The organism is Pseudomonas sp. P65(2024) (assembly GCF_057480955.1).
The window spans coordinates 513811-538276 of sequence record NZ_JBLIYX010000002.1 but is presented as its reverse complement, the minus strand read 5'-3'; the positions used below and the strand labels follow the sequence as shown (position 1 = coordinate 538276).

Genomic DNA, 24466 nt, shown 5'->3' with positions numbered 1-24466 from the left:
TCAGGCCTCCTGTTTTTTCAGCATGGCCAGGCTCAGCCCGGTGAAGGCGGCGAAGAAGCCCAGCAGTGCCAGGCACTGCGGCCACAGCTCGCGCAGGCCCAAGGCCTTGGTGAAGGTGCCGACGGCGATGTCGAGGAAGTAGCCGGCCGGGAACAACTGGCCCATCAGCGCCGCCGCGCCGTCCAGCGACGAGCGTGGCACGATCAGGCCGGAGAACTGGATGGTAGGCAGGCTGGTGATGATCATGGTGCCGAGGATCGCCGCGATCTGCGTGCGGGTGAATGCCGAGATCAGCAGGCCCAGGCTGGTGGTCGCCAGCAGGTAGGCCAGGCCGCCGCAGGCCAGGGCCAGCGGGCTGCCCTTGAGCGGCACGCCGAACAGCCAGCGGTTCATCGCCACCAGCAGCGCCAGGTTGACCAGGCTCACCGCAAGGTAGGGCGCCTGCTTGCCGAGCAGGAACTCCAGGCGGGTCAGCGGGGTGGCGTAGAAGTTGGTGATCGAGCCCAGTTCCTTTTCCCGCACGATGCCCAGCGCGGTGAGCATGGCCGGGATGAAGGCCAGGATCAGCGCCATGACGCCGGGGCCGATGGCGTTCACGCTGACCACGTCCTGGTTGTAGCGAAAGCGTGTCTCCAGGCGTACCGGCTGCTGGCGCGCCACCGGGTGCGGGCCGAGGGCGGCCAGCTGCTCCAGGTTGGCCTGGTGCACGGCCTCGACGTAGTTGCGGCTGGTCTCGGCGCGGAACGGCATGCCGCCATCGAGCCACGCGGCCACCACCGGCTGGCGCCCGGCATGCAGGTCGCGACCAAAGCCCGGCGGGATCTCCAGGGCCAGCTTGATCTCCGAGCGTTGCAGGCGCTGGTGCAACTGGCGGGCATCGCGGATCGGCGCCTGTTCGGCGAAATAGCGCGAGCCCCGGAAGGCCTCGAGGTAGGCGCGGCTCTGCGGGCTCTGGTCCTGGTCGTACACGGCGAAGGCGAGGTTCTCCACATCCAGCGAAATGCCATAGCCGAAGATCACCATCATGAACAACGCCCCTGCCAGGGCGAAGGCCAGACGCACCTTGTCGCGCAGCAGCTCTTTGCCTTCGCGGCTAGCTACGGCCAGCAGGCGACGCAGACTGAAGGCCTGGCGCAGGGCGGGCGCTGGGGCAGCGGCCTGATCCATCGTGGTGTCGGCTTGTGTCTGGGGGGGCGCCTCCTGGGCCTGTTCGAGACAACGCACGAACGCGTCTTCCAGGGTGTCGCCACCGAACCTGACTTGCAGGGCCCGCGGGGTGTCGCAGGCCAGCACCCGGCCGGCGTGCATCAGCGAGATGCGGTCGCAGCGCAGGGCTTCGTTCATGAAATGGGTGGACAGGAAGATGGTCACGCCCTGCTCGCGGGACAACTCCACCAGCAGGCGCCAGAAGTCGTCGCGGGCCGCCGGGTCGACACCCGAGGTCGGCTCGTCGAGGATCAGCACTTCCGGGCGGTGCAATACCGCCACGGCCAGCGACAGGCGCTGGCGCAGGCCCAGGGGCAGGGCGCCGGACGGCTGGTCGGCGATGGCGCCTAAGTCGAAGCGTTCGATGAGCTCGGCGATGCGCGGCGCGCTGTCGGCCTTGGCCAGGTCGAACAGGCGAGCGTGCAGTTCGAGGTTCTGCCGGGCGCTCAACTCGCCATACAGCGAATAGCTCTGGGACATGAAGCCGACCCGCTTGCGCGTGGCCAGGTCGCCAGCATCCACCGGGCGGCCAAGCAGACTGGCGCTGCCCTCGCTGGCCGGCACCAGGCCGGTGAGCACCTTCATGGTGGTGGTCTTGCCGCAGCCGTTGGAGCCGAGGAAACCGAAGATCTCGCCGCGGCCGATGGCGAAGCTGACCTTGTTCACCGCGGTGAAGTCGCCGAAACGCAGGGTCAGGTCGTGGGCCTCGATGGCAATCGGCCCGCCGTCGGCCTGGCGTGGCGGGATGCGCAAGGGCTCGGGCTGTGGTCGTCCGGCGCCCTGGAAGTGGGTGAAGGCGTCGTCCAGCTTGCCGCTGGGCGTAATCGCCGCCAGTTCGCGGCTGAGGCCGGCGGCCAGCAGGCGGCCAGCGTCGAGCATCAGGCAATGCTCGAACTGCTCGGCCTCCTCCATGTAGGCGGTGGCCACCAGCAGGGTCAGTTGCGGGCGTTGGGCGCGCACCTGCTCGACCAGCTCCCAGAAGCGCCGCCGTGACAGTGGATCGACGCCGGTGGTCGGCTCGTCGAGGATAAGCAGGTCCGGTTCGTGGATCAGCGCGCAGCACAACCCCAGTTTCTGCTTCATGCCGCCCGAGAGCTTGCCGGCCGGGCGTTCGGCGAAGCGCTCCAGGTCGGTGGCGCGCAGCAGGCTGGTCATGCGCTGCTCGCATTCGGCGCGGCCCAGGCCGAACAGAGTGGCGAAGAAACGGATGTTTTCGCGGATCGACAACTCCGGGTACAGGTTGTTGCCCAGGCCCTGGGGCATGAAGGCGACCTTGGGATACAGCGCGGTGCGGTGGCGGCGTTGGCGGATCGAGCCGCCGAGTACCTGCAACTCGCCCTGTTGCAGGCGCTTGACCCCGGCGATCAGCCCGAGCAGGGTCGACTTGCCGGCGCCATCCGGGCCGATCAGGCCGCAGCGGGTCCCGGCCGGCAGGCTGAACGCGAGGCTGTGCAGGGCCTGCAGGTCGCCATAGCGGTGGCTGACCCCTTCGGCCCGCAGGGCGATCGCCGCGTTCATTGCAGGTTGGCCGGCCAGCCCACGTCGGCGGTGCGCACGTACCCGGCGCCGGGCATGCCCGGCTTGGCCTGGGGCACGGCGCTCGGTTCGGTCAGGCGCAGCTTGACCCGGAACACCAGTTTTTGCCGCTCATCGCGGGTCTCGACCTGCTTCGGGGTGAACTGCGCCTTGGCCGCGACGAACGCCACCTTGGCCGGCAGGGCCTTGTCCGGCAGGGCGTCGAGCACGATCCGCGCCTGGTCGCCGACGGTCAACCGGCCGGTGGTGGCGGCGGGCAGGTAGAGGTTCATGTACTGGTCGCTGGGGTCGATCAGCATCAGCACCCGGCCGCCTGCGCCGAGTACTTCGCCGGGCTCTGCCAGGCGCAGTTGGATGATGCCGTCGATGGGCGCGCGCAGGCTGCTGTCGTCGATTTCGCTGGTGAGCTGGGCGACCTGGGCCTCGGCGGCGCCGATGGCGGCCTTGATCGCCGCCAGCTGGGCCCGGGCCGCGACCAAGGCCGCGGTGGCGGTGTCGTAGCGGGCCTGCTGCTGGTCGAGCAACTGCTGGCTGGCGAACTTGCGCTGGTAGATCTCGCGAATCCGCTTAAGCTCCTGGCTGGCCAGCAACAGCTCGCTCTGGCGCAACTGCACGCTGGCTTGTGCAGCGGCGTAGTTCTCCCGGGCGCGCAGCACTTCGGCCTCGGCCTGGCTGCGCTGGGCTTCCATCGTGCGGGTGTCGATGCGCGCCAGCAACTGGCCGCGGGTGACCTTGTCGCCTTCGTCGACCAGCACCTCGGCCAGGCGTCCGGGGATCTTGCTGGCGATCTGCACCTCGGTGGACTCGAGGCGCCCGTTGCCCATGCTCAGGCCTTCGGGCAGGCGGTCGTGAAGGGACTTCCAGTAGCCCAGCCCGCCTGCCGCCAGCAACAGCAATACCAAGGCGGAGGCGAAGATTCTGGGGGCTTTTCGATTCATCGGTCTGCATCCTGCGGCTGGCACGCCTTATCCTGGCGCGACGCGCTTCCTTGCGCGTTGATATTGGTCAAACCCCTGACAATAGCCGCACAATCAGCTCAGCGCGAGAATCGCGGCCCATTGCTCGGCGCTCACCGGCATCACCGACAGGCGGCTGCCTTTGTGCACCAGGGGCAGTTCCTCGAGCGCCGCCTGCTGCTTGAGCAGGCCCAGGCCGAGTACCTGGCGGAACGTCCGCACATGCTCGACATCCACTGCGCTCCATGGGTTTTTCTCGGCGCTGGCCTTGGCGTCGTGGTAGTGGCTGCGCGGATCCAGGGCGGTCGGGTCCGGGTAGGCGGCGGTGCTGATTCGGGCGATACCGGCGATACCCGGTTGCGGGCAACTGGAGTGGTAGAAGAAGAACTCGTCGCCTACGCTCATGGCCCGCAGGAAGTTGCGCGCCTGGTAGTTGCGCACCCCGTCCCAGCGGGCGCTGCCCAGGCGTGCCAGGGCTTCGATGGAAAGCTCGTCGGGCTCGGATTTCATCAGCCAGTAGGCCATGGAGGCTGCTCCTGAAAAAGTTTGAAATAACTCGTTGCATGAAACCGACAGTCGGTTGGCGTCAACGTTTGCCTGGCGGCTCATGTTGTCGGAAAATGCGCCGATTTTAAGCTATACGCTCCGGCAGCCATCAAGAAAGCCGCCGAGCCTGGACAGTTGTTCTTGGGGGGCAATCAATGAAACAACGTAAACCGGACCTGCTCTGGATCCTGGCGTTCATCTTCGGGCTGGGCGTGGTCACCACCGGTTACGCGCAAGGTTTGTGGGAACGCAAGCTGGATGCCGCCTATCAGCAGGCGCCTGTCGATCCGGCGCAGCAACAGCACCGCTGATTCCCCTTCGCGCGCCTCACTTGGGCGCCAGGTACCAGCCACGGTCCGAGACCGTGCCTTGCAACGGTACATCCCAGCTCGCCTGGTTGAGTCGCTCCACTTTCTGGCATTCGTGCGCCAGCCCCAGCAGCAGTGGTTTTTTCCACGCCTTGCGCCGGCCCTGGTAGGCCAGGCTGCGGTCATAGAAGCCTCCGCCCATGCCCAGGCGTCCCCCCACCTCGTCGAAACCGACCAGCGGCAGCAGGATCAGGTCCAGCGCCCAGATCGGCCGTTGCCGCTTGCGTTCGATCACCGGCTCCAGGATGCGAAACCGGTTCGGGCGCAGTGCCTCGCCGGCCTCGAAGCGCTGGAACACCATGCGCGTGCGCGGCCAGGCGTGCAGCACCGGCAGGTAGACGCGCTTGCCGCGCTTGTGCGCCTCGCGCAGCAGCAGGCGCGGGTCGATCTCGCCGTCGTTGGGCAGGTACAGGGCGATATGCCGGGCGCGGCGGAACAGCGGATCCTGCGCCAGTTGGCGATACAGGCCTTCGGCGGCCTGGCGTTGCTGGGCGGGTGTGAGGGCGCGGCGAGCGTTGCGCAGGAGACGGCGAAGCTGGGGGCGGGTAAGCGGCGCGGTGTCGGTCATGGCACGGGCGATCCCAGAAGAAACGAAAAGCCCGCCGTTGGAGGCGGGCAGTTCTGAATGCAGGCTCCCCGACAAGACCGCTATCGGTGTAGCCCTTGAACCCGAAAGTTCAAGGTGGAGATTGCAGGGGGCGTTAAGGCTTTCCGTCGGGCGGACATGCACACCTGCCCCAGCGTGCAACCCCCGTGGTTGTGCGTATCGGCTCAGGGACATAACCGACTGGCGCATCCCCCAGGGAGTGGCGCCAGTATACCAATCTCAGTCGTTTTTGCTAACCGGATCGTCGGACAGGGCCTGGTCGACCCGCTCCAGCAGGTCGCGCACCTGCTCGCGGGTGGTGCCACCGCTGGTCACTTCGGGGCGTTCCTGGCGGTGCAGCAGCTCGTGGGTGATATTCAGCGCGGCCATCACGGCGATGCGGTCGGCACCGATCACCTTGCCGCTGCTGCGGATCTCGCGCATCTTGCCGTCCAGGTAACGGGCGGCGCCGACCAGGTTGTTGCGCTCCTCGGGCGGGCAGATGATCGAGTATTCCTTGTCGAGGATCTGGACGGTGACGCTATTGCTTGAACTCATGAGTCTTGCTCCAGGGCCTTGAGGCGCAGGATCATCGATTCGATCTTGCGTTTGGCGATCTCGTTCTTTTCGATCAGGTGGGCGCGCTCCTCGCGCCAGGTTCGTTCCTGAGCTACTAAGAGTGCATTTTGCCGCTTTAGTTGCTCGACCCGTTCGATCAGCAACTCGAACCGGCCCATCAGCGCTTGCAGGTCGTTCTCTTGCATGTATTGCACTCGATTCCTTGACTCGCCTGACGATCATGCCTGCCCCAAGGGCGCGACGGCCAGTGCCGATGGTCTTGGCGCGCCTGCCGGTGCTAGGATACAAGGTCTCCATTCTAGTCATTGCGCCGTCTGGCGCCTAGCTGCCCATGCCCAATACCCAATCGCCCTACATCGCCTTCGCCATGTTGCTTTCGAGCAATGGCCACCCTGTCACTCCCGCCGAGCTGCATGGCCTGCTGATCGGCCGCAGCTGCGCCGGCGCCGGCTTCGATGCCGATGCCTGGCTGGCCGACGCCGCCCAGCTGCTCGAGACCGAGCCCGGTGACTCGGTGCGCAACGCCCTGGTCGGCCTGCAAGAGATGGTCAAGGCCGAGCTGACCGGCGAGGACGTCGCCATCGTCCTGCTGCTGCCTTCCGACGACGCCGCGCTGGCCGACCGTGCCACCGCGCTGGGGCAGTGGTGCCAGGGCTTCATCACCGGTTTCGGCCTGAACGCCGGCGGCAAGGACCTGTCCACCGATGCCAAGGAAGTGCTCCAGGACCTGGTGGCCATTTCCCAGGTCCAGGAAGCGCTGGAAGAGTCCGAGGACGGCGAGAGCGACTACATGGAAGTCATGGAGTACCTGCGCGTCGCCCCGCTGCTGCTGTACACGGAGCTGGCCAAGCCGCAAGCGCCCGCGCCAAAGCCATCGCTGCACTGATCTGAACGGGGTCGTTTGCCCATGAGCCACATACCCAAGGCGGAGTACGCCCGTCGGCGCAAGGCGCTGATGGCGCAGATGGTCCCCAACAGTATCGCCATCCTGCCGGCGGCCGCGGTTGCCATCCGCAACCGCGATGTCGAGCATGTCTACCGCCAGGACAGCGATTTCCAGTACCTGAGCGGCTTTCCTGAACCCGAGGCGGTGATCGCCCTGATTCCGGGACGCGAGCATGGCGAGTACGTATTGTTCTGCCGCGAGCGCAATCCCGAACGCGAGCAATGGGACGGCCTGCGCGCCGGCCAGGAAGGCGCGGTGCGCGATTTCGGCGCCGACGACGCCTTCCCCATCATCGATATCGACGAGATCCTGCCGGGCCTGATCGAAGGGCGCGAGCGGGTCTACAGCAACATGGGCAGCAACCCCGAGTTCGACCGCCGGCTGATGGAGTGGATCAACGTGATCCGTTCCAAGGCCCGCCTCGGCGCCCAGCCGCCGAACGAGTTCGTTGCCCTGGATCATCTGCTGCACGACATGCGCCTGTATAAATCGGCGGCGGAAGTGAAGGTCATGCGCGAGGCCGCGGCGATTTCCGCCCGGGCCCACGTACGCGCCATGCAGGCCTGCCGCCCCGGACTGCACGAGTACAGCCTGGAAGCCGAACTGGACTACGAGTTCCGCAAGGGCGGGGCGAAGATGCCGGCCTACGGCTCGATCGTCGCCGCCGGGCGCAATGGCTGCATCCTGCACTACCAGCAGAACGACGCGCCGCTCAAGGACGGCGACCTGGTCCTGATCGACGCCGGTTGCGAGATCGATTGCTACGCCAGCGACATCACCCGCACCTTCCCGGTCAGCGGGCGGTTCTCGCCGGAACAGAAAGCCATCTATGAGCTGGTGCTCGCGGCCCAGGCCGCGGCGTTCGCCGAGATCGCCCCGGGCAAGCACTGGAACCACGCCCACGAGGCGACCGTGCGGGTGATTACCGAAGGGTTGGTGGCGCTGGGGCTGCTCAAGGGCGAGGTGCAGGCATTGATCGACAGCGAGGCCTACCGCGCCTTCTACATGCACCGCGCCGGACACTGGCTGGGCATGGATGTGCACGACGTGGGCGAATACAAGGTCGGTGGCCAGTGGCGCGTGCTCGAGCCGGGCATGGCGCTGACCGTCGAGCCTGGCATTTACATCGCTGCCGACAACCAGGCGGTGGCGAAGAAATGGCGCGGCATCGGGGTAAGGATCGAGGACGACGTGGTGGTGACCAGACAAGGCTGTGAAATCCTGACTTCAGGCGTGCCACGCACGGTCGCCGAGATCGAGGCGCTGATGCGAGACGCCCGCAAGGACGCCGCATGAACCGAGTCAACCTGGCGATCATCGGTGGCGGCCTGGTCGGCGCGAGCCTGGCCCTGACGCTGCAGGGCGCGGCCAAGGCCCGTGGCTGGAAGATCCTGCTGATCGAGCCGTTCGCGCCCGGCGACAGTTTCCAGCCCAGCTATGACGCACGTTCCTCGGCGCTGTCCTACGGCACCCGGCAGATCTACGAGCGCCTGGGGTTGTGGCAGACCATCAGCCGCCGCGCCGAGCCGATCCGACAGATCCAGGTGTCCGACCGCGGCCGCTTCGGCGCCACCCGCCTGGACGCCCTGGAAGAAGGCGTGCCGGCTCTCGGCTACGTGGTGGAGAACGCCTGGCTTGGCCAGTGCCTGTGGCAGGCCATCGACGACGAAGTGATCAGCTGGCGTTGCCCGGCGCAGGTGCAGGCGATGCAGGCTATTGCCGGCGGCTATCGCTTGCAGCTGGATGACGACACGTCGCTGGAATGCGACCTGGCAGTGCTGGCCGACGGTGGTCGTTCGGGCCTGCGCGAGCAACTGGGCATCCATGTGCGCAACACGCCCTATGACCAGAGCGCGCTGATCGCCAACATCACCCCGGGCGAAGCCCACGCCGGCCAGGCGTTCGAGCGCTTCACCGAACAAGGGCCGATGGCCTTGCTGCCGCTGGCGGACAACCGCTGCGCGCTGGTCTGGACCCGCCAGGGGATGGACGCCAGGCGGTTGGCCGAGCTCGACGAGCGCAGCTTCCTGCGCGAGCTGCAGGAGGCCTTCGGTTACCGCCTCGGCGCCTTGCGCCAGGTCGGTGCCCGCCATCTCTATCCGCTGTCGCTGGTCGAGGCCGAGGAGCAGGTACGCCCGCACCTGGTGGTGCTGGGCAACGCCGCCCACAGCCTGCACCCGATCGCCGGCCAGGGCTTCAACCTGTCGCTGCGCGACGTGCAGTCGCTGGCGGACGCCCTGCTGGCCGGCCCGGCGTTGCCGGGCGACCTGGCCACGCTGCAGGCATACCACCAGCGCCAGCGCCTCGACCAGGCCCTGACCATCGGCTTCTCCGACCAGGTCACCCGCCTGTTCGGCAGCAGCCAGCCATTGCTGGCTGCCGGGCGCAACCTCGGCCTGCTCGGCCTGGACCTGCTGCCGCCGGCGAAAAGCTGGTTCGCCCGCCAGGCCATGGGCCTGGGCACGCGCCCCGACCCGCGAGGTCGCCCATGAGCGCGGCGCGCAGGCTCGCACGGCGGGCGCGGATGCTGCGCTGGCTGCTGAACTTCTACCCGCCCTACCTGGGCGCCGGCATCCATATCCAGCAAATCAGCCCGGACATGCGCAGCGTCAAGGTGCGCATGAAGCTGACGCGGTGGAATCGCAACTACGTCGGCACCCAGTTCGGCGGCAGCCTGTACGCGATGGTCGACCCGTTCTACATGCTGCTGCTGATCGAGCAGCTGGGGCGTGACTACATCGTCTGGGACAAGGCCGCCAGCATCGATTTCATCTCGCCGGGCAAGGGCCCGGTGTATGCCGAGTTCCACGTCGACGACGCGCTGCTGGACGAGATCCGCCAGCAGACCGCCAGCGGCAAGAAGTACCTGCCCCGGCTGCAGGTGGAGATCCGTGACGGTGCCGGCGAGCTGGTGGCGCGGGTCGACAAAACCCTATACGTGCGGCTCAAGCCGCAAGCGAGGCAGGCGTAAGGCATGGAAATGCGCGCAGATCTGTTGATTGTCGGTGCCGGTATGGTCGGCAGTGCCCTGGCCTTGGCCTTGCGCCACAGTGGCCTGGAGGTGCTCCTGCTCGACGGCGGGCCGATGACGGTCAAGCCGTTTGACGGCGAGGCACCTTTCGAGCCGCGGGTCAGCGCCCTGTCGGCGGCCAGCCAGCGCATTCTCGAGCGCCTCGGGGCCTGGGACGGCATCGCCCGTCGCCGTGTCTCGCCGTATTCGGACATGCACGTCTGGGACGGTAGCGGCACTGGCGAGATCCATTTCTCCGCGGCCAGCGTGCATGCCGAGGTGCTGGGTCACATCGTCGAGAACCGCGTGGTCCAGGACGGCCTGCTGGAGCGCCTGCACGACAGCGATGTCGGGCTGCTGGCCAACGCCCGCCTGGAGCAGCTGCGCCGCTCCGGCGATGAGTGGCTGCTGACCCTGGCCGATGGCCGCAAGCTGCGCGCGCCGCTGGTGATCGCAGCCGATGGCGCCAACTCGGCGGTACGCCGCCTGGCCGGCTGCGCGACCCGTGAATGGGATTACCTGCACCACGCCATCGTCACCAGCGTGCGCTGCAGCGAGGCGCACCGGGCCACGGCCTGGCAGCGTTTCACCGACGAAGGCCCGCTGGCATTCCTGCCGCTCAGCCGCGATGGTCGCCAGGACTGGTGCTCGATCGTCTGGTCGACCACCCCGGAGCAGGCCGAGCAGGCCATGGCGATGGACGACGCGAGCTTCCGCCAGGCACTGGAACGGGCGTTCGAGGGGCGTCTGGGCGATGTGCTGGAGGCGGATCCGCGGGTCTGCGTGCCGCTGCGCCAGCGCCATGCCAAGCGCTACGTGGAGGAGGGGCTGGCGCTGATCGGCGATGCCGCCCACACCATTCACCCGTTGGCCGGGCAGGGGGTCAACCTGGGCTTTCTCGATGCCGCGGTGCTGGCCGAGGAACTGGTCCGCGCCTGCGAGCGTGGCGAGCGCCTGGCCGATGTGAAGGTGCTGAGCCGTTTCGAGCGGCGACGCATGCCGCACAACCTGGCGTTGATGGCGGCGATGGAAGGCTTCGAGCGGTTGTTCCAGGCCAATCCGCTGCCCTTGCGCTGGCTGCGCAACAGCGGCTTGAAGCTGGTTGAGCAGATGCCCGAGGCCAAGGCGCTGTTCGTGCGCCAGGCGCTGGGGTTGTCCGGAGATCTCCCGGCGCTGGCCAGGGCCTGATATCGCTGGGCCGCTGACATTGTGGGAGCCGGCTTGCCGGCGAAAGGACTGCGCAGCGGCCCTTTGCAACATCCGGTAACGGCTAAGCAGATGAGCAGGAAAATGGGATTCACTACCATTTACACCTCTCAACCCAGCGAGGAGTCCCCCGATGTTGCCCCGCAAGCCCCTAATGGCCGCCCTGGCCCTCACTCTCTTCGGCGGCACCGCCCAGGCGGCCGATGAAGTGGTGGTGTACTCCTCGCGCATCGACGAGCTGATCAAACCGGTGTTCGACGCCTATACCGCCAAGACCGGCGTCAAGATCAAGTTCATCACCGACAAGGAAGCTCCGTTGATGCAGCGCATCAAGGCCGAGGGCGAGAACGGCGTGGCCGACCTGCTGCTCACCGTCGATGCCGGCAACCTCTGGCAGGCCGAACAGATGGGCATCCTGCAGCCGATCAAGTCGGCGGTCATCGACCAGAATATCCCGCCGCAGTACCGTGCCTCGTCCCATGACTGGACTGGCCTGAGCCTGCGCGCGCGGACCATCGCCTACTCCACCGACCGGGTCAAACCGGCGGAGCTGACCACCTACGAGGCTCTGGCCGACAAGCACTGGGAGGGCCGCCTGTGCCTGCGCACGGCGAAGAAGGTCTACAACCAGTCGCTGACCGCCACGCTGATCGAAAACCACGGCGAGGCCGAGACCGAGAAGCTGATCAAGGGCTGGGTCAACAACCTGTCCACCGATGTGTTCTCCGACGACACCGCGGTGCTCCAGGCCATTGCCGCCGGCCAGTGCGACGTGGGCATCGTCAACACCTACTACTACGGGCGCCTGCACAAGGAGAAGCCCGACCTGCCGGTGAAGCTGTTCTGGCCCAACCAGGCTGATCGCGGCGTGCACGTCAACCTGTCGGGCATCGGCCTGACCAAGCACGCACCGCATCCGGAAGCGGCGAAGAAACTGGTGGAGTGGATGACCGGCGAAGAGGCGCAGAAGCTGTTCGCCGACATCAACCAGGAGTTCCCGGCCAATTCGAAGGTCAAGCCTTCTGCGGAAGTCGCGGCCTGGGGCAGCTTCAAGGCCGACAGCATTCCGGTGGAAGTCGCCGGCAAGCGCCAGGCCGAAGCCATTCGTTTGATGGACCGGGCTGGCTGGAACTGAGCCTGTCGCCTTATCCTTGAGAACCAATCGCGGGGCAAGCCCGCTCCCACGAACCATGCAGACGTGGGGGCGGGCTTGCCCCGCGATGCTATCGCCCAGTCATCGAGACCTTCGATTTGCCTCACACCCCCCAACGCCGCTGGTACCTGCCGGTCTCCCTGACCGCCGCCCTGGTCCTGCTCCCGCTGAGTGTCCTGCTGCTGTCCTGGCAATCGGTCGATATGCAGATCTGGTCGCACCTGCTCGACACCCAGATGGGCCGCCTGCTGGGTAACACCTTCACGCTGGTGGTCGGCGTTGGCGCTGGCGTGACCGTGCTGGGGGTGAGCCTGGCCTGGCTGACCAGCCTCTGTGAATTCCCCGGTCGGCGCTGGCTGGACTGGGCGTTAATGCTGCCGTTCGCGATTCCGGCCTATGTCCTGGCGTTTGTCTTCGTCGGTCTGCTGGACTTCGCAGGCCCCGTGCAGACGGCGCTGCGCGAGGTGTTCGGGCCCATGCGCCTGCCGCGGGTACGTTCCACCGGCGGGGTGATCACAGTATTGGTGCTGGTGTTCTATCCCTACGTTTACCTGCTGGCGCGCACCGCGTTCCTGGCCCAGGGCAAGGGCCTGATGGAGGCCGCGCGGGTGCTCGGGCTGTCGCCGTTGCAGGCGTTCTGGCGGGTGGCCCTGCCCATGGCGCGCCCGGCCATCGGCGCCGGCATCGCCCTGGCACTGATGGAGACCCTGGCCGACTTCGGCGCGGTGGCGGTGTTCAACTTCGACACCTTCACCACCGCCATCTACAAGACCTGGTACGGCTTCTTCAGCCTGTCCAGCGCGGCGCAGCTGGCCAGCCTGCTGCTGCTGGCGGTGATGCTGGTGCTGTATGGCGAGCGCCGTGCCCGGGGCGCCAGCCGCAGTGGCAACGAGCGACCACGGGGTCAGGCGCTGTATCACTTGCGGGGCATCAAGGCCCTGGCCGCCAGCGGCTGGTGCCTGTTGGTGTTCGCCTGCGCCTTCGTCATCCCGATGCTGCAGTTGCTGGCGTGGTTCTGGCAGCGGGGCCGGCATGATCTGGACGAGCGCTACCTCGGCCTGGTCATGCACACCCTGTATCTCGGCGCCATGGCGGCGCTGATCACGGTCAGCGTGGCCATGCTGATGGCCTTCGCCCGGCGCCAGGCACCGACCACGGCCATCCGCGCCGGGGTCGGCCTGGCCAATCTCGGCTATGCCTTGCCGGGTTCGGTGCTGGCGGTGTCGATCATGCTGGCGTTCAGCTACCTGGACAACCAGCTGGTGGTGCCGCTGTCGCAATGGTTGGGCGGGGCGGGCAAGCCATTGTTGCTGGGCAGCCTGTCGGCCCTGCTGCTGGCCTACCTGGTGCGGTTTATCGCCGTGGCCTATGGCCCGCTGGAGAGCAGCCTGGAGCGGATCCGCCCGTCGTTGCCGGAGGCGTCACGCAGCCTCGGGGTCGCCGGGCCGGGATTGTTTTTCAAGGTGTATCTGCCGCTGCTGGTGCCCGGTGCGCTCAGCGCCGCCCTGCTGGTGTTCGTCGACGTGTTGAAGGAGATGCCGGCGACCTTGCTGATGCGCCCGTTCGGCTGGGACACCCTGGCCGTGCGGGTGTTCGAGATGACCAGCGAGGGCGAATGGGCACGGGCCTCGCTGCCGGCCCTGACTCTGGTGCTGGTCGGTCTGCTGCCGGTGATCGGCCTGATCCGTCGCTCGGCCCATCGTCCGGGACACCCGCGCTGAGGGTGTCACGCCGCTTCCTTGCGGCTACAATGCGCGGCATTCGCAGCGACGGGTCCTACAAGAACAGGTGATGCCTGAACATCGCCGACCGCCGCCGCCTCGCCACGCCCGGAAGGAGAAACCCATGGGACAGCGTACGCCTCTGTATGACCTGCACCTGGCGCTCGGCGCCAAGACGGTCGATTTCGGCGGATGGGACATGCCCCTGCATTACGGCTCGCAAGTCGAGGAGCACCACCAGGTGCGCAGCGACTGCGGGGTCTTCGATGTCTCCCATATGACCGTCATCGATATCGAAGGTTGCGCCGCCACGCCCTGGCTGCAACACCTGCTGGCCAATGACGTGACGCGTCTGGAAAGCCCCGGCAAGGCCCTCTACAGCCCTTTGCTCAACGCCGATGGCGGGGTGATCGACGACCTGATCGCCTACCGCACCGAGGACGGCTATCGCCTGGTGGCCAACGCCGCCACCCGCGACAAGGTACTGGCCTGGCTGCAAGCGCAGAGCGAAGGATTCAAGGTTGGCTTCAAAGTTCGCCCCGAACTGGCCATCCTCGCTATCCAGGGCCCCCATGCCCGGGAAAAGGTCGCCGCCCTGCTCAGCGCCTCGCGTGCCGCGCTGATTCGCGAACTGCGCCCCTTCGAAGGCCTCGCCGACGGTGACTGGTTCATCGCCCGCACCGGTTACACCGGCGAGGACGGCCTGGAGATCATCCTTCCCGGCGAGCAGGCCCCGGCGTTCTTTAACGACCTGGTCGGCGCCGGTATCGCCCCGAGCGGCCTGGGCGCGCGTGACACCCTGCGCCTGGAGGCCGGCATGAACCTGTACGGCCAGGACATCGACGAAGCCCATACCCCGCTGACCTCCAACCTGGGCTGGAGCGTCGCCTGGGAGCCGGCAAGCCGCGAGTTCATCGGCCGTGCCGGCCTGCTGGCGGAAATCGAGCAGGGCGTGAAGGAAAAACTGGTCGGCCTGGTGCTCGAGGAGCGCGGAGTACTGCGTGCCCACCAGGTGGTCCGTGTATCCGGGATTGGCGAAGGAGAGATCACCAGTGGTAGTTTCTCGCCTACGCTGAGCAAATCCATTGCCTTGGCCCGCGTGCCCATGGCCACCGGCGACCGTGCCGAAGTGGAGATCCGCGGCAAGTGGTACCCGGTGCGGGTGGTCAAGCCGACCTTCGTGCGCCATGGCAAGATCCTGATCTGAACACTCAAATGGCGGGCCGACCGCTGACCCAATCGAGGAAGACAAGACATGAGCAATATCCCCGCCGACCTGCGTTTTGCCGAAAGCCATGAATGGGCCCGCCTGGAAGCCGATGGCACAGTGACCGTGGGTATCAGCGACCACGCCCAGGAAGCCCTGGGTGACGTGGTGTTCGTCGAGCTGGCCGAAGTCGGCAAGGTGTTCGCTGCTGGCGACGCCGCTGGCGTGGTCGAGTCGGTCAAGGCTGCGTCGGACATCTACGCACCGGTAAGCGGCGAGGTGATCGCGGTCAACGAAGAACTGGCCGATAGCCCGGAGCTGCTCAACGAAGAACCCTACGAGTCGTGGATCTTCAAGCTCAAGCCAAGCAACCCGGCTGAGCTGGGCAAGCTGCTGGATGCCGCTGGTTACGCAGCCCTGATCGGCGAGTGACAGGACTGGCCTCATCGTGGGGGAGGGCTTGCCCCGCGATGAGGCCTGCACGGCCAATGCAATAATCCCCGCACATCCGGCAATCCTTCCTAGACTTGTAAGTCTCCCATGAGAACTGGTCCAGGAAGAGATCGTCGCCATGTCCCAGTCGCCATCCCTGCATCAACTGCAAGAGCCCAACCCCTTCCTGCGCCGCCACCTGGGGCCCGATGCCCAGGAGCAGCAGGCCATGCTCGATGCCCTCGGCGTCGCCAGCCGCAGCGAGCTGATCGAGCAGACGGTGCCGCCGGGCATCCGCTTCAACCGCCCGCTGGACCTGCCGCCGGCTCTCGATGAGCAGGCCGCGCTGGCCAGGCTGGCGGGCCATGCCGCGCAGAACCAGCTGTGGACAAGCCTGATCGGCATGGGCTATCACGCGACCATCACCCCCACCGTCATCCTGCGCAACGTGCTGGAGAATCCCGGCTGGTACACCGCCTACACGCCCTATCAGCCGGAGATCGCCCAGGGGCGCCTGGAGGCGCTGCTGAACTACCAGCAGATGGTCATCGACCTCACCGGCCTGGCCCTGGCCAATGCCTCGTTGCTCGACGAGGCCACCGCCGCCGCCGAGGCCATGGCCATGGCCAGGCGCGTGGCGCGCAGCAAGAGCAACGCCTTCTTCGCCGACGAGCACTGCCACCCGCAGACCCTGTCGGTGCTCAAGACCCGGGCCGAGGGCTTCGGTTTCGAGTTGATCATCGATTCTGTGGATAACCTGGCCAAGCACAAGGTGTTCGGGGCGTTGCTGCAGTACCCGGACACCCATGGCGAGGTGCGCGACCTGCGCCCGCTGATCGACCAGTTGCACGCCCAGCAGGCCCTGGCCTGCGTCGCCGCCGATATCCTCAGCCTGGTGGTGCTCACGCCGCCGGGCGAACTGGGAGCCGACGTGGTGCTCGGCTCGACCCAGCGCTTTGGCGTGCCGATGGGCTACGGTGGGCCGCACGCGGCCTATTTTGCCTGCCGCGACGACTACAAGCGGGCCATGCCCGGGCGCATCATCGGGGTGTCCCGCGATGCCCGCGGCAATACCGCGCTGCGCATGGCCCTGCAGACTCGCGAGCAGCACATTCGCCGGGAGAAGGCCAATTCCAATATCTGCACAGCCCAGGTGCTGCTGGCCAACATCGCCGGCTTCTACGCCGTCTACCACGGCCCCGAGGGCCTGCAGCGCATCGCCCAGCGGGTACACCGGCTGACCTTCATCCTTGCCGCCGGTCTCGAGGCCAAGGGCATCAAGCGCCTCAACCAGCACTTTTTCGACACCCTGACCCTGGATGTCGGCGGTGCCCAGGCGGCGATCATCGAGAGCGCCGAGGCCGCCCGCATCAACCTGCGCATCCTCGGACGCGGGCACCTGGGCGTGAGCCTGGACGAAACCTGTAACGAAGCCACGGTGCTCAAGCTGCTGGATATCTTCCTCGGCGTCGACCATGGCCTGGACATCGCCACGCTCGACCAGCAGGCGCTGCTCGAAGGCATCCCTGGGGCGCTGATGCGCCGTACGCCAATCCTCGGGCATCCGGTGTTCAACCTGCACCACAGCGAAACCGAGATGCTGCGCTACCTCAAGCAGCTGGAGAACAAGGACCTGGCGCTGAACCAGTCGATGATTCCGCTGGGCTCGTGCACCATGAAGCTCAATGCCAGCAGCGAGATGATCCCCATCACCTGGCCGGAGTTCGCCCTGCCGCATCCCTTCGCCCCGGCCGCCCAGGTGCAAGGATACAAGGCGATGATCGACGAGCTGGAAAGCTGGTTGTGCGCGATCACCGGCTTTGACGCCATCTGCATGCAGCCCAACTCCGGTGCCCAGGGCGAATATGCCGGGCTCATGGCCATCACCCGTTACCACCGCAGCCGCCACCAGCCCGGGCGCACCTTGTGCCTGATTCCGTCCTCGGCCCATGGCACCAACCCGGCATCGGCGCAGATGGCCGGCATGGAGGTGGTGATCGTGGAGTGCGACGAAGACGGCAACGTCGATCTCGACGACCTCAAGGCCAAGGCCCGGGCCGCCGGCGAGCGGCTGTCATGCCTGATGGTGACCTACCCCTCCACCCACGGCGTGTACGAGGAGGGGATCCGCGAGATCTGCGAGGTGGTGCACCAGCATGGCGGGCAGGTGTACATGGACGGCGCCAACCTCAATGCCCAGGTCGGGCTGGCGCGACCGGCGGACATCGGTGCCGACGTCTCGCACATGAACCTGCACAAGACCTTCTGCATCCCCCATGGCGGTGGTGGCCCGGGCATGGGGCCGATCGGCATTCGCGCCCACCTCAAGCCGTTCGTCGCCAGCCACCCGGTGGTGCCGGTGCCGGGGTTGGAGCCGACCAACAGCGCGGTGAGCGCGGCGCCCTGGGGCAGTGCCAGCATCCTGCCGATCAGCTGGATGTACATCGCCATGATGGGGCCGCAACTGGCCGATGCCAGCGAGGTGGCGATCCTGTCCGCCAACTACCTGGCCAGCCAACTGCGCGATGCCTTCCCGGTGCTCTACCGTGGGCGCAACCAGCGGGTGGCCCATGAGTGCATCTTCGACCTGCGGCCACTCAAGGCGCTGACCGGCATCACCGAGGAAGATGTGGCCAAGCGCCTGATGGACTACGGCTTCCATGCGCCGACCATGTCGTTCCCAGTGCCGGGCACGCTGATGGTCGAGCCCACCGAGAGCGAGTCGAAAGCCGAACTGGACCGTTTCGTCGAGGCGATGCTGGCGATCAGGGCCGAAATTGCCCAAGTGCAGGAGGGCAACTGGCCGGCCGAGGACAATCCGCTCAAGCATGCGCCGCACACCCTGGCCGACGTGCTCGCGCCCTGGGACCGGCCGTACAGCATCGAGCAGGGCATCGCCCCCAGCGCTCACGCGCGCCAGCACAAGTACTGGCCGGCGGTGAACCGGGTCGACAACGTGTATGGAGACAGGAACCTGTTCTGTGCGTGCGTGCCGGTGGAGGCGTATCGCTAGCGTCTGGCGTGGGAGGGGAAACTGTCTTGCATTGGGGCCGCTGTGCGGCCCATCGCCGGCTTGCCTGCGATGGGCTGCAAAGCAGCCCGGGACTTACTCGGCCACGGCGTTCTTGGCCAGGATCGCGTTGGCCAGTTCCATGTCGCTGGCCTGCACGCCCGGGTTGTCCGCGCGTACCTGGCGAATCGCGGCTTCCAGGAACGGACCGCGGATGGCGCCCTCACTGGCGACGAAGCTGCCGGCGTCGTCCTGGGCGGCGACGATCAGTTTGTGGTCCTTGAAGGTCAGGTAGGTCGAGGCAGTGGTGGCACCGGAGGAGATGATGTTGCGCCAGAACGTGTCGGCCATGGCCGAGCCGAGGGGCAGCGAACAGAGGACGGTGGCTGCGATGGCTGTTTTGAAACGCATGATGAATCACCTCGGTCGATGAGGGCTGTCGGAATGCCGGTTTGATCCGTTTTACCGCGGCCAAGTTCCCGACCACACGGGAGATTTCTTACTTATCCACAGACCCGTAGCACCTCCTCGATGGAGGTCAGCCGTTGCTCGGCCAGGCGGCTTCCGCTGCGGCGCAGGTCGTGCAGGCCATCAGCGATCGCCTGCTGGCGCAGCACTTCCAGGTCGGCGCCTGGGGTGATGCGCTGGCGTAGCGCGCTGTCGACCCGTAGCAGCTCGAACAGCCCGGTGCGGCCATGAAAGCCGCTGCCCCGACAGGTCTGGCAGGCGGGGCGATCGGTGTGTTCCATGCCTTGGCAGGCAGGACACAAGGTGCGCACCAGCCGTTGGGCCATGACCCCCAGCAACGTGGCCCTGATCAGGTAGTCGGCCACCTTCAGCTCTTGCAGGCGGGTGATTGCCGCGCAGGCATCGTCGGTGTGCAAGGTGGACAGTACCAGGTGGCCGGTCAGCGCCGCCTGTACCGCCACTTGGGCGGTTTCCTGGTCGCGGATCTCGCCGATCATGATGATGTCCGGATCCTGCCGCAGCAGAGCGCGCACGCCATCGGCGAAGCCCAGGCCCAGGCCGGGTTGCACCTGTAGCTGGTTGATCGCCGGCTCCAGGCGCTCGATGGGGTCCTCGATGCTGCACAGGTTGACCTGGGGCGTGGCCAGGTGGCGCAGGCTGGCGTAGAGGGTGCTGGTCTTGCCCGAGCCAGTGGGGCCGGTTACCAGCAGGATGCCCTGGCGCCGTTGCAGCAGGGTTTTCCACTGGGCCAGCAAGGGCGCCTCCAGGCCGAGGTGCTCGAGGGTTTCATGGCGTAGCTGCGGATCGAACAGACGCAGCACCAGCTTCTCGCCGAATGGCGTGGGCAGCGTGGACAGGCGCAGCTCGATCTGCGCGCCATCCGGCAGGCGGCTTTTCAGGCGACCGTCCTGGGGCCGACGCTTCTCCGCCACGTTCATCCGACCCAGGTGCTTCAGGCGGCTGACCATGGCCAGTGCGACGCCCGCCGGGAAGGCGTAGACAGGGTACAGCAGGCCATCGATGCGCAGGCGCAGGTGGCCCAGTTCGCGGCGCGGTTCCAGGTGGATATCACTGGCACGCTGCTCGATGGCGTACTGCAGCACCCAGTCGACAATGCGCACCACATGCTGATCCTCGGCGCCCGCTTGGGCCTGGCTGGCACCCAGCTCCAGCAGCTGCTCCAGTTCGCCGAGCCCGGGCGCCGGGGGCTGCTGGGCATTGCGCAGTGAACGCGCCAGGCCGAAGAAGGTGGGCGTCAGTTGGCGGATCTGCCGGGGGCTGGCCAGCACACGTTGCACGCGCTTGCCCAGGCCGTGGCACAGGTCGGCCTCCCAGTCACGTCGATAGGGTTGGGCGCTGGCCACGGTCACGCTGCTGTCGTCCAGCGCCACGGCGAGGATGCCGTGACGTTCGGCGAAGGCCGCTGACATCAGGCTGGCAACCTGTGCCAGGTCGACCTGCAGCGGGTCGATGTGCAGGAATGGCTGGCCCACCTGATCGGCCAACCAGTGGCAGAGCGCATGCAGGTCCAGGTGCTGGCTAGGGTGTAACGGATCTGCCAGGGCCAGCGCGGCGATCAGCTCCAGGGGATGCTCGTCAGGGTGTTGCCTGGCCCGCTCGAGCGCCTTGAGCGCATCGCAGGCGGCGATCCGCTGTTCGGCGAGCAAGGCGTCGAGCAGCCGGTTCAGGTCCAGGTCTTGGCTAGCGTTGGCAAACATGGCGAGATCCCTGCCAGGTGATCCATGACGCTGGCAAGGCTAGTCAGAGGACGCAATGGTGGGGTGAATAAAGGGTTTCGGAATCTTGCCAGGGGGCGTTCAGGCCGAGGCGGCCTGCGCCAGGCGTGGCCGGCACTCCAGGCTGACATCGGCCACGCAGACCAGGTTGCGCAGCTTCTGCGCGATGACTTCGGCGCGGTGCCAGCTCAGGCCGCCGATGCCGATTTCCATGTCCAGCAGGTCATCGCACTGGTTGACCTGGACGCTATGTGGTGTGAGGAACTGCAGGGCGAACAGGTTGAGCACCCGGCACAGGCTGTCCGGTTCCGCCTCGGCCTGCAGGCGATAGTGGACGGTGCTGTGGGCGGTGTTGGCGGCCCAGGCATCGATCCTGGGCTGTTCGGCTGAGTGCATGGCGTTTCTCCACGAAAGTGAAGAAATTCTTGCACGTTGGTGGTGGTATTTTTTCGCTATGATTTGAGCGTTTTCTATCTATTGAGAATAGTTTAATTCGCAAAGTTGAATTTTGGAGAATTGATAATGCATGGTGGGTTGGATGCCTATGATCGGCGCATCCTCGAGCTGCTGCAGGAGGACGCGTCGCTGTCCAGCGCGCAGATCGCCGAGCGCGTGGGCTTGTCGCAGTCGCCATGCTGGCGGCGCATCCAGCGCTTGAGGGAGGAGGGCGTGATCCGCGCGCAGGTGACCCTGCTGGATCGCAAGAAGGTGGGGCTGAACACGCAGATCTTTGCCGAGGTGAAACTCAATGCGCATGGGCGCTCGAACTTCGCCGAGTTCACCGAGGCGATCCGCGGGTTTCCCGAAGTGCTGGAATGCTACGTGCTGATGGGGGCGGTGGACTTCCTGCTGCGCATCGTTACCTCGGATATCGAGGCTTATGAGCGGTTCTTCTTCGAGAAGCTGTCGAACGTGCCGGGTATCCAGGAAGTGAACTCGATCGTGGCGTTGTCGGAGATCAAGTCGACCACGAGCTTGCCATTGAGACCCTGACGAGTCGATTGCGGGGCAAGTCGCAACGGCGCACCGCCGCTCCCACGAAGTGCAGGAGCGGGCAGCGCGGACTCAGGCCTTGAGCAGGTGTTTCCAGGCGCGGTTCTGCTCAATGGCGCGGGCCTGCTCGATACGGGCTTCGAGCAGTTCTTCCTTGCCTTCTTCCACCAGGGGTTGCTCGGCCAGTTCGTGCAGCTTGTTCAGCTCGCCGTAGAGGCGGTCCTGTTGCGGCAGGTCCAGCACCTGGCGGGCGTGGTGCAGCCAGCTCTGCACGCATTCGATGCGTGGCAGCTGTTCGGCCAGGTCTTCCGGGCGCTGCACGTACAGCGGCAGCTTCAGGGCGCGAGACTCCTCACCCAGCAGGTGCTGCAGCCAGCTGGCCAGCTGCGCCTTGCCCTGGCGCTCGCCACGGCCCTTGCGCTCGGCGGTCCAGGCGCGGGCGCTCAGCCAACGTGCGGTCTCCAGGGAGAACTGGCCCCAGCGCGGGTCTTCCAGTTCTTCGGCGAACTGCTCGGGGGCGGCGCGGCGAATGTCCTCGTCATCGTTGCCGGCCAGCACCAGCGGGCGCCAGTCTTCCAGCAGCGCGTCGAGGCTGGCGCGCAGGGCACGGGTGGTCGGGCGCGGCGCGGCCTGGCCGAGGCTTGCGGTGAGGGCGCGCAGTTCGGCCAGGCAGCGAACCCAGTCCTGCAGCAGGCGCCAGTGGCCATTGTGGCGATACTGCTCGGCCAGGCGCTGGCTGCTGCCCAGCAGTTGCCAGGCGAGGGCGGCGTAGGCGTCGTCCAGCGGCATCTCGGCCTGCAGTTCGGTCACCGGCAGGCCCAACTCGTAGCTGTCCGGATCGAGCAGGCGGTAGCCGCGCTCGGCCTTGCTGATGTCGCAGGGCATCAGTGGCAGGCTGGCGGCCAGCTCGGCGGCCAGCTCCAACAGCGCCTCAGGGGGACCTTCACGCAGTTCCAGCTCCAGCTCGCAGATTTCTTCCTTGCGCTTGCCGGCGATCACGAAACCTTGGTCCAGCGCGGCCTCGATCACCACCTTCGCCTTGCCACGGCCCCAGGCGATCTCGGCGTACTCGCGGGTGAAGTCGGTGGTGAACAGCGGCTTGATGGTCTTCTTGTCCAGCTCGGCCAGTTGCTCGGGCCAGCAGGTGGCGTCGAGCTTCTTCAGGTCGAGCTTGACCTTGTCCAGGTGCCACTCGTGCTCGTTGCGCTCGGACAGGCCGGCGACGCTCTGACCACGGCACTTGAGGGTCTGGATGATGACCTCGCCATCACGGCGAAGGCGCAGGGCGACACGGGCGGCGGACAGGTCGCGCTCGGGGGTGTCGAAGTACTGGTTGAGCAATTCGCGGGTCTGCCAGCCGGACTTGTTGCGCTTCTTCAGCAGGGGGTGCTCGCGCAGGGCGGCAAGGGTCTCGCGGCTGGCGCGGAGTTTGAGTTCGGTTTCTTTGTGCATCGCGGGCTCGGAAGGAGGGGCATCGTTGCTGGGCAGTCTACAGTACTTGCTCCACGAGGATGCTGTGGATTGCCAGGTGACGGGTCGCCATTGTTATGATGCCTTTCACGCCGTCGAGGAGTCCGCGCATGCCGTTGCCGTCGCTGAAAGACCAGTTCGCCGCCCTGATCGCCGCGCCCTCGGTCAGTTGCACCCAGCCTGCGCTGGACCAGTCCAACCGCGCGGTCATCGACCTGCTGGCCGGCTGGCTGGGCGACCTGGGCTTCACCTGCGAGATCCAGCAGGTCAGCCCCGGCAAGTTCAACCTCCTGGCCAGCCGCGGCACCGGCCCGGGCGGCCTGGTGCTGGCCGGACACAGCGATACCGTGCCCTACGACCCGCAGCTGTGGCGCAGCGATCCGCTCAAGCTGACCGAGGTCGATGGTCGCTGGGTCGGGCTGGGCAGCTGCGACATGAAAGGCTTCTTCGCCCTGGTCATCGACGCGGTCATCCCGCTGCTTGAGCACGATTTTAAGCAACCGCTGCTGATCCTCGCCACCTGCGACGAGGAAAGCTCGATGTCCGGCGCCCGCGCTCTGGCCGAGGCCGGCCAGCCGCTCGGACGGGCGGCGGTGATCGGCGAGCCCACCGGGCTCAAGCCGATCAGGATGCACAAGGGCATCCTCATGGACCGTATCGACATCCTCGGGCGCAGTGGCCATTCGTCGGATCCGAGCTTGGGCCGCAGCGCCATGGAAGCCATGCACGCGGTGATGGGCGAGCTGATGGGCCTGCGTCGTACCTGGCAGGAGCAGTACCGCAACCCGCAGTTCACGGTGCCGACGCCGACTCTGAACTTCGGCTGCATCCATGGTGGCGACAACCCCAACCGCATCTGTGGCCAGTGCGCCCTGGAGTTCGACCTGCGCCCGCTGCCGGGCATGGATGTCGAGCAGCTGCGCGCGGCGATTCGCGGCAAGATCGCGCCTTTGGCCGAACGCCACGACGTGCGTATCGACTATGCGCCGCTGTTCCCCGAAGTACCGCCATTCGAGCAGGACGCCGACAGTGAACTGGTGCGCCTGGCCGAACGCCTGACCGGTCACCGCGCCGAAGCGGTGGCCTTTGGCACCGAAGCGCCTTATCTTCAGCAGCTCGGTTGCCAGACCATCGTGCTCGGCCCGGGTGACATCGCCTGCGCCCACCAGCCCGGCGAATACCTGGAAATGTCACGAATCGAGCCTACTGTGCGTCTACTCCGTGACCTGATCCGGCACTATTGCCTGAGCCATTGATCTTTCCCTGACCAGAGGAGACCGCGCGTGACCGCAAGCCTGTTCCGACGATGACTTTCGAACGTTGTGCGCCTTTTCGTT

Annotated in this window: 23 protein-coding genes and 1 other RNA gene; 13 read left to right on the top strand and 11 right to left on the bottom strand. The window is 66.6% G+C overall.

The window, feature by feature from the left end; genetic code table 11:
* From rbbA to AC25MA_RS05190, 3 genes are all read right to left on the bottom strand, one after another.
* Entirely contained in the window at positions 1-2724 is a 2724-nt protein-coding gene (gene rbbA, locus AC25MA_RS05200) for a ribosome-associated ATPase/putative transporter RbbA (RefSeq protein WP_486971829.1), read from the bottom strand.
* A complete protein-coding gene (locus AC25MA_RS05195) occupies positions 2721-3680 on the bottom strand; it encodes an HlyD family secretion protein (protein ID WP_028688565.1) in 960 nt (319 codons plus the stop codon). Before AC25MA_RS05195 ends, rbbA begins: the two co-directional genes overlap by 4 nt.
* A gap of 93 nt (positions 3681-3773) precedes the next feature.
* The gene (locus AC25MA_RS05190; protein WP_028688564.1) at positions 3774-4223 is read right to left on the bottom strand and encodes an EVE domain-containing protein; all 450 of its coding nucleotides are present in this window, start codon (positions 4221-4223) and stop codon (positions 3774-3776) included.
* Between the two features lie 176 nt (positions 4224-4399).
* On the opposite strand from AC25MA_RS05190, the gene AC25MA_RS05185 reads away from it, so the two are divergent.
* The gene (locus AC25MA_RS05185) at positions 4400-4555 is read left to right on the top strand and encodes a hypothetical protein (protein WP_011536298.1); all 156 of its coding nucleotides are present in this window, start codon (positions 4400-4402) and stop codon (positions 4553-4555) included.
* A gap of 16 nt (positions 4556-4571) precedes the next feature.
* On the opposite strand, the gene AC25MA_RS05180 is transcribed toward AC25MA_RS05185, so the two are convergent.
* From AC25MA_RS05180 to AC25MA_RS05165, 4 genes are all read right to left on the bottom strand, one after another.
* A complete protein-coding gene (locus AC25MA_RS05180; RefSeq protein WP_028688563.1) occupies positions 4572-5180 on the bottom strand; it encodes a 5-formyltetrahydrofolate cyclo-ligase in 609 nt (202 codons plus the stop codon).
* Positions 5181-5241: 61 nt separating this feature from the next.
* Positions 5242-5421: non-coding RNA, 6S RNA (gene ssrS / locus AC25MA_RS05175), on the bottom strand.
* A gap of 17 nt (positions 5422-5438) precedes the next feature.
* Positions 5439-5756 (bottom strand): cell division protein ZapA, encoded by a 318-nt coding sequence (locus AC25MA_RS05170; protein WP_028688562.1) that lies wholly within the window; start codon positions 5754-5756, stop codon positions 5439-5441.
* Positions 5753-5962 carry a TIGR02449 family protein gene (locus AC25MA_RS05165; protein ID WP_028688561.1) on the bottom strand — a complete coding sequence of 70 codons (210 nt, stop codon included), beginning with the start codon at positions 5960-5962 and terminating at the stop codon, positions 5753-5755. The genes AC25MA_RS05170 and AC25MA_RS05165 overlap by 4 nt, the downstream gene beginning before the upstream one ends.
* A 146-nt stretch (positions 5963-6108) precedes the next feature.
* Between AC25MA_RS05165 and AC25MA_RS05160 the strand changes: the two genes are divergently transcribed.
* The 10 genes from AC25MA_RS05160 to gcvP all read left to right on the top strand — a co-directional run bounded on the left by AC25MA_RS05160 (position 6109) and on the right by gcvP (position 18465).
* The gene (locus tag AC25MA_RS05160; RefSeq protein WP_028688560.1) at positions 6109-6663 is read left to right on the top strand and encodes a YecA/YgfB family protein; all 555 of its coding nucleotides are present in this window, start codon (positions 6109-6111) and stop codon (positions 6661-6663) included.
* Positions 6664-6684: 21 nt separating this feature from the next.
* Positions 6685-8019: a Xaa-Pro aminopeptidase gene (gene pepP, locus AC25MA_RS05155; RefSeq protein ID WP_088852191.1), complete on the top strand. Its 1335-nt coding sequence runs from the start codon at positions 6685-6687 to the stop codon at positions 8017-8019.
* Positions 8016-9215, top strand: coding sequence for a 2-octaprenyl-6-methoxyphenyl hydroxylase (gene ubiH, locus AC25MA_RS05150; RefSeq protein ID WP_028688558.1), 1200 nt, complete (start codon positions 8016-8018; stop codon positions 9213-9215). Before pepP ends, ubiH begins: the two co-directional genes overlap by 4 nt.
* Complete coding sequence (locus tag AC25MA_RS05145) at positions 9212-9694, top strand: DUF4442 domain-containing protein (RefSeq protein ID WP_088852192.1); 483 nt, start codon at positions 9212-9214, stop codon at positions 9692-9694. Before ubiH ends, AC25MA_RS05145 begins: the two co-directional genes overlap by 4 nt.
* A gap of 9 nt (positions 9695-9703) precedes the next feature.
* Positions 9704-10921, top strand: coding sequence for a 2-octaprenyl-3-methyl-6-methoxy-1,4-benzoquinol hydroxylase (locus AC25MA_RS05140; protein WP_175406149.1), 1218 nt, complete (start codon positions 9704-9706; stop codon positions 10919-10921).
* Between the two features lie 151 nt (positions 10922-11072).
* Positions 11073-12074, top strand: coding sequence for an extracellular solute-binding protein (locus AC25MA_RS05135; protein ID WP_028688555.1), 1002 nt, complete (start codon positions 11073-11075; stop codon positions 12072-12074).
* 116 nt (positions 12075-12190) lie between these two features.
* The gene (locus AC25MA_RS05130; RefSeq protein ID WP_028688554.1) at positions 12191-13813 is read left to right on the top strand and encodes an ABC transporter permease; all 1623 of its coding nucleotides are present in this window, start codon (positions 12191-12193) and stop codon (positions 13811-13813) included.
* Positions 13814-13937: 124 nt separating this feature from the next.
* A complete protein-coding gene (gene gcvT, locus AC25MA_RS05125; RefSeq protein WP_028688553.1) occupies positions 13938-15020 on the top strand; it encodes a glycine cleavage system aminomethyltransferase GcvT in 1083 nt (360 codons plus the stop codon).
* Positions 15021-15068: 48 nt separating this feature from the next.
* A complete protein-coding gene (gene gcvH / locus AC25MA_RS05120) occupies positions 15069-15452 on the top strand; it encodes a glycine cleavage system protein GcvH (protein ID WP_028688552.1) in 384 nt (127 codons plus the stop codon).
* Positions 15453-15591: 139 nt separating this feature from the next.
* Positions 15592-18465: an aminomethyl-transferring glycine dehydrogenase gene (gene gcvP / locus AC25MA_RS05115; RefSeq protein WP_213883633.1), complete on the top strand. Its 2874-nt coding sequence runs from the start codon at positions 15592-15594 to the stop codon at positions 18463-18465.
* Between the two features lie 93 nt (positions 18466-18558).
* On the opposite strand, the gene AC25MA_RS05110 is transcribed toward gcvP, so the two are convergent.
* The 3 genes from AC25MA_RS05110 to AC25MA_RS05100 form a co-directional block, all read right to left on the bottom strand.
* On the bottom strand, positions 18559-18873 hold the full coding sequence (locus AC25MA_RS05110) for a DUF2388 domain-containing protein (RefSeq protein ID WP_028688550.1): 315 nt from the start codon (positions 18871-18873) through the stop codon (positions 18559-18561).
* 92 nt (positions 18874-18965) lie between these two features.
* Entirely contained in the window at positions 18966-20648 is a 1683-nt protein-coding gene (locus AC25MA_RS05105; protein WP_213883631.1) for a GspE/PulE family protein, read from the bottom strand.
* 99 nt (positions 20649-20747) lie between these two features.
* Positions 20748-21062 (bottom strand): hypothetical protein, encoded by a 315-nt coding sequence (locus AC25MA_RS05100; protein ID WP_028688548.1) that lies wholly within the window; start codon positions 21060-21062, stop codon positions 20748-20750.
* Between the two features lie 126 nt (positions 21063-21188).
* Between AC25MA_RS05100 and AC25MA_RS05095 the strand changes: the two genes are divergently transcribed.
* Positions 21189-21659 (top strand): Lrp/AsnC family transcriptional regulator, encoded by a 471-nt coding sequence (locus tag AC25MA_RS05095; RefSeq protein ID WP_028688547.1) that lies wholly within the window; start codon positions 21189-21191, stop codon positions 21657-21659.
* Between the two features lie 72 nt (positions 21660-21731).
* Here AC25MA_RS05095 and AC25MA_RS05090 read toward each other — a convergent pair whose 3' ends face one another.
* Positions 21732-23111 carry a CYTH domain-containing protein gene (locus AC25MA_RS05090; protein ID WP_028688546.1) on the bottom strand — a complete coding sequence of 460 codons (1380 nt, stop codon included), beginning with the start codon at positions 23109-23111 and terminating at the stop codon, positions 21732-21734.
* Between the two features lie 128 nt (positions 23112-23239).
* Between AC25MA_RS05090 and argE the strand changes: the two genes are divergently transcribed.
* Positions 23240-24385 (top strand): acetylornithine deacetylase, encoded by a 1146-nt coding sequence (argE, locus tag AC25MA_RS05085; protein WP_069015903.1) that lies wholly within the window; start codon positions 23240-23242, stop codon positions 24383-24385.
* The last annotated feature ends 81 nt before the right edge of the window (positions 24386-24466 follow it).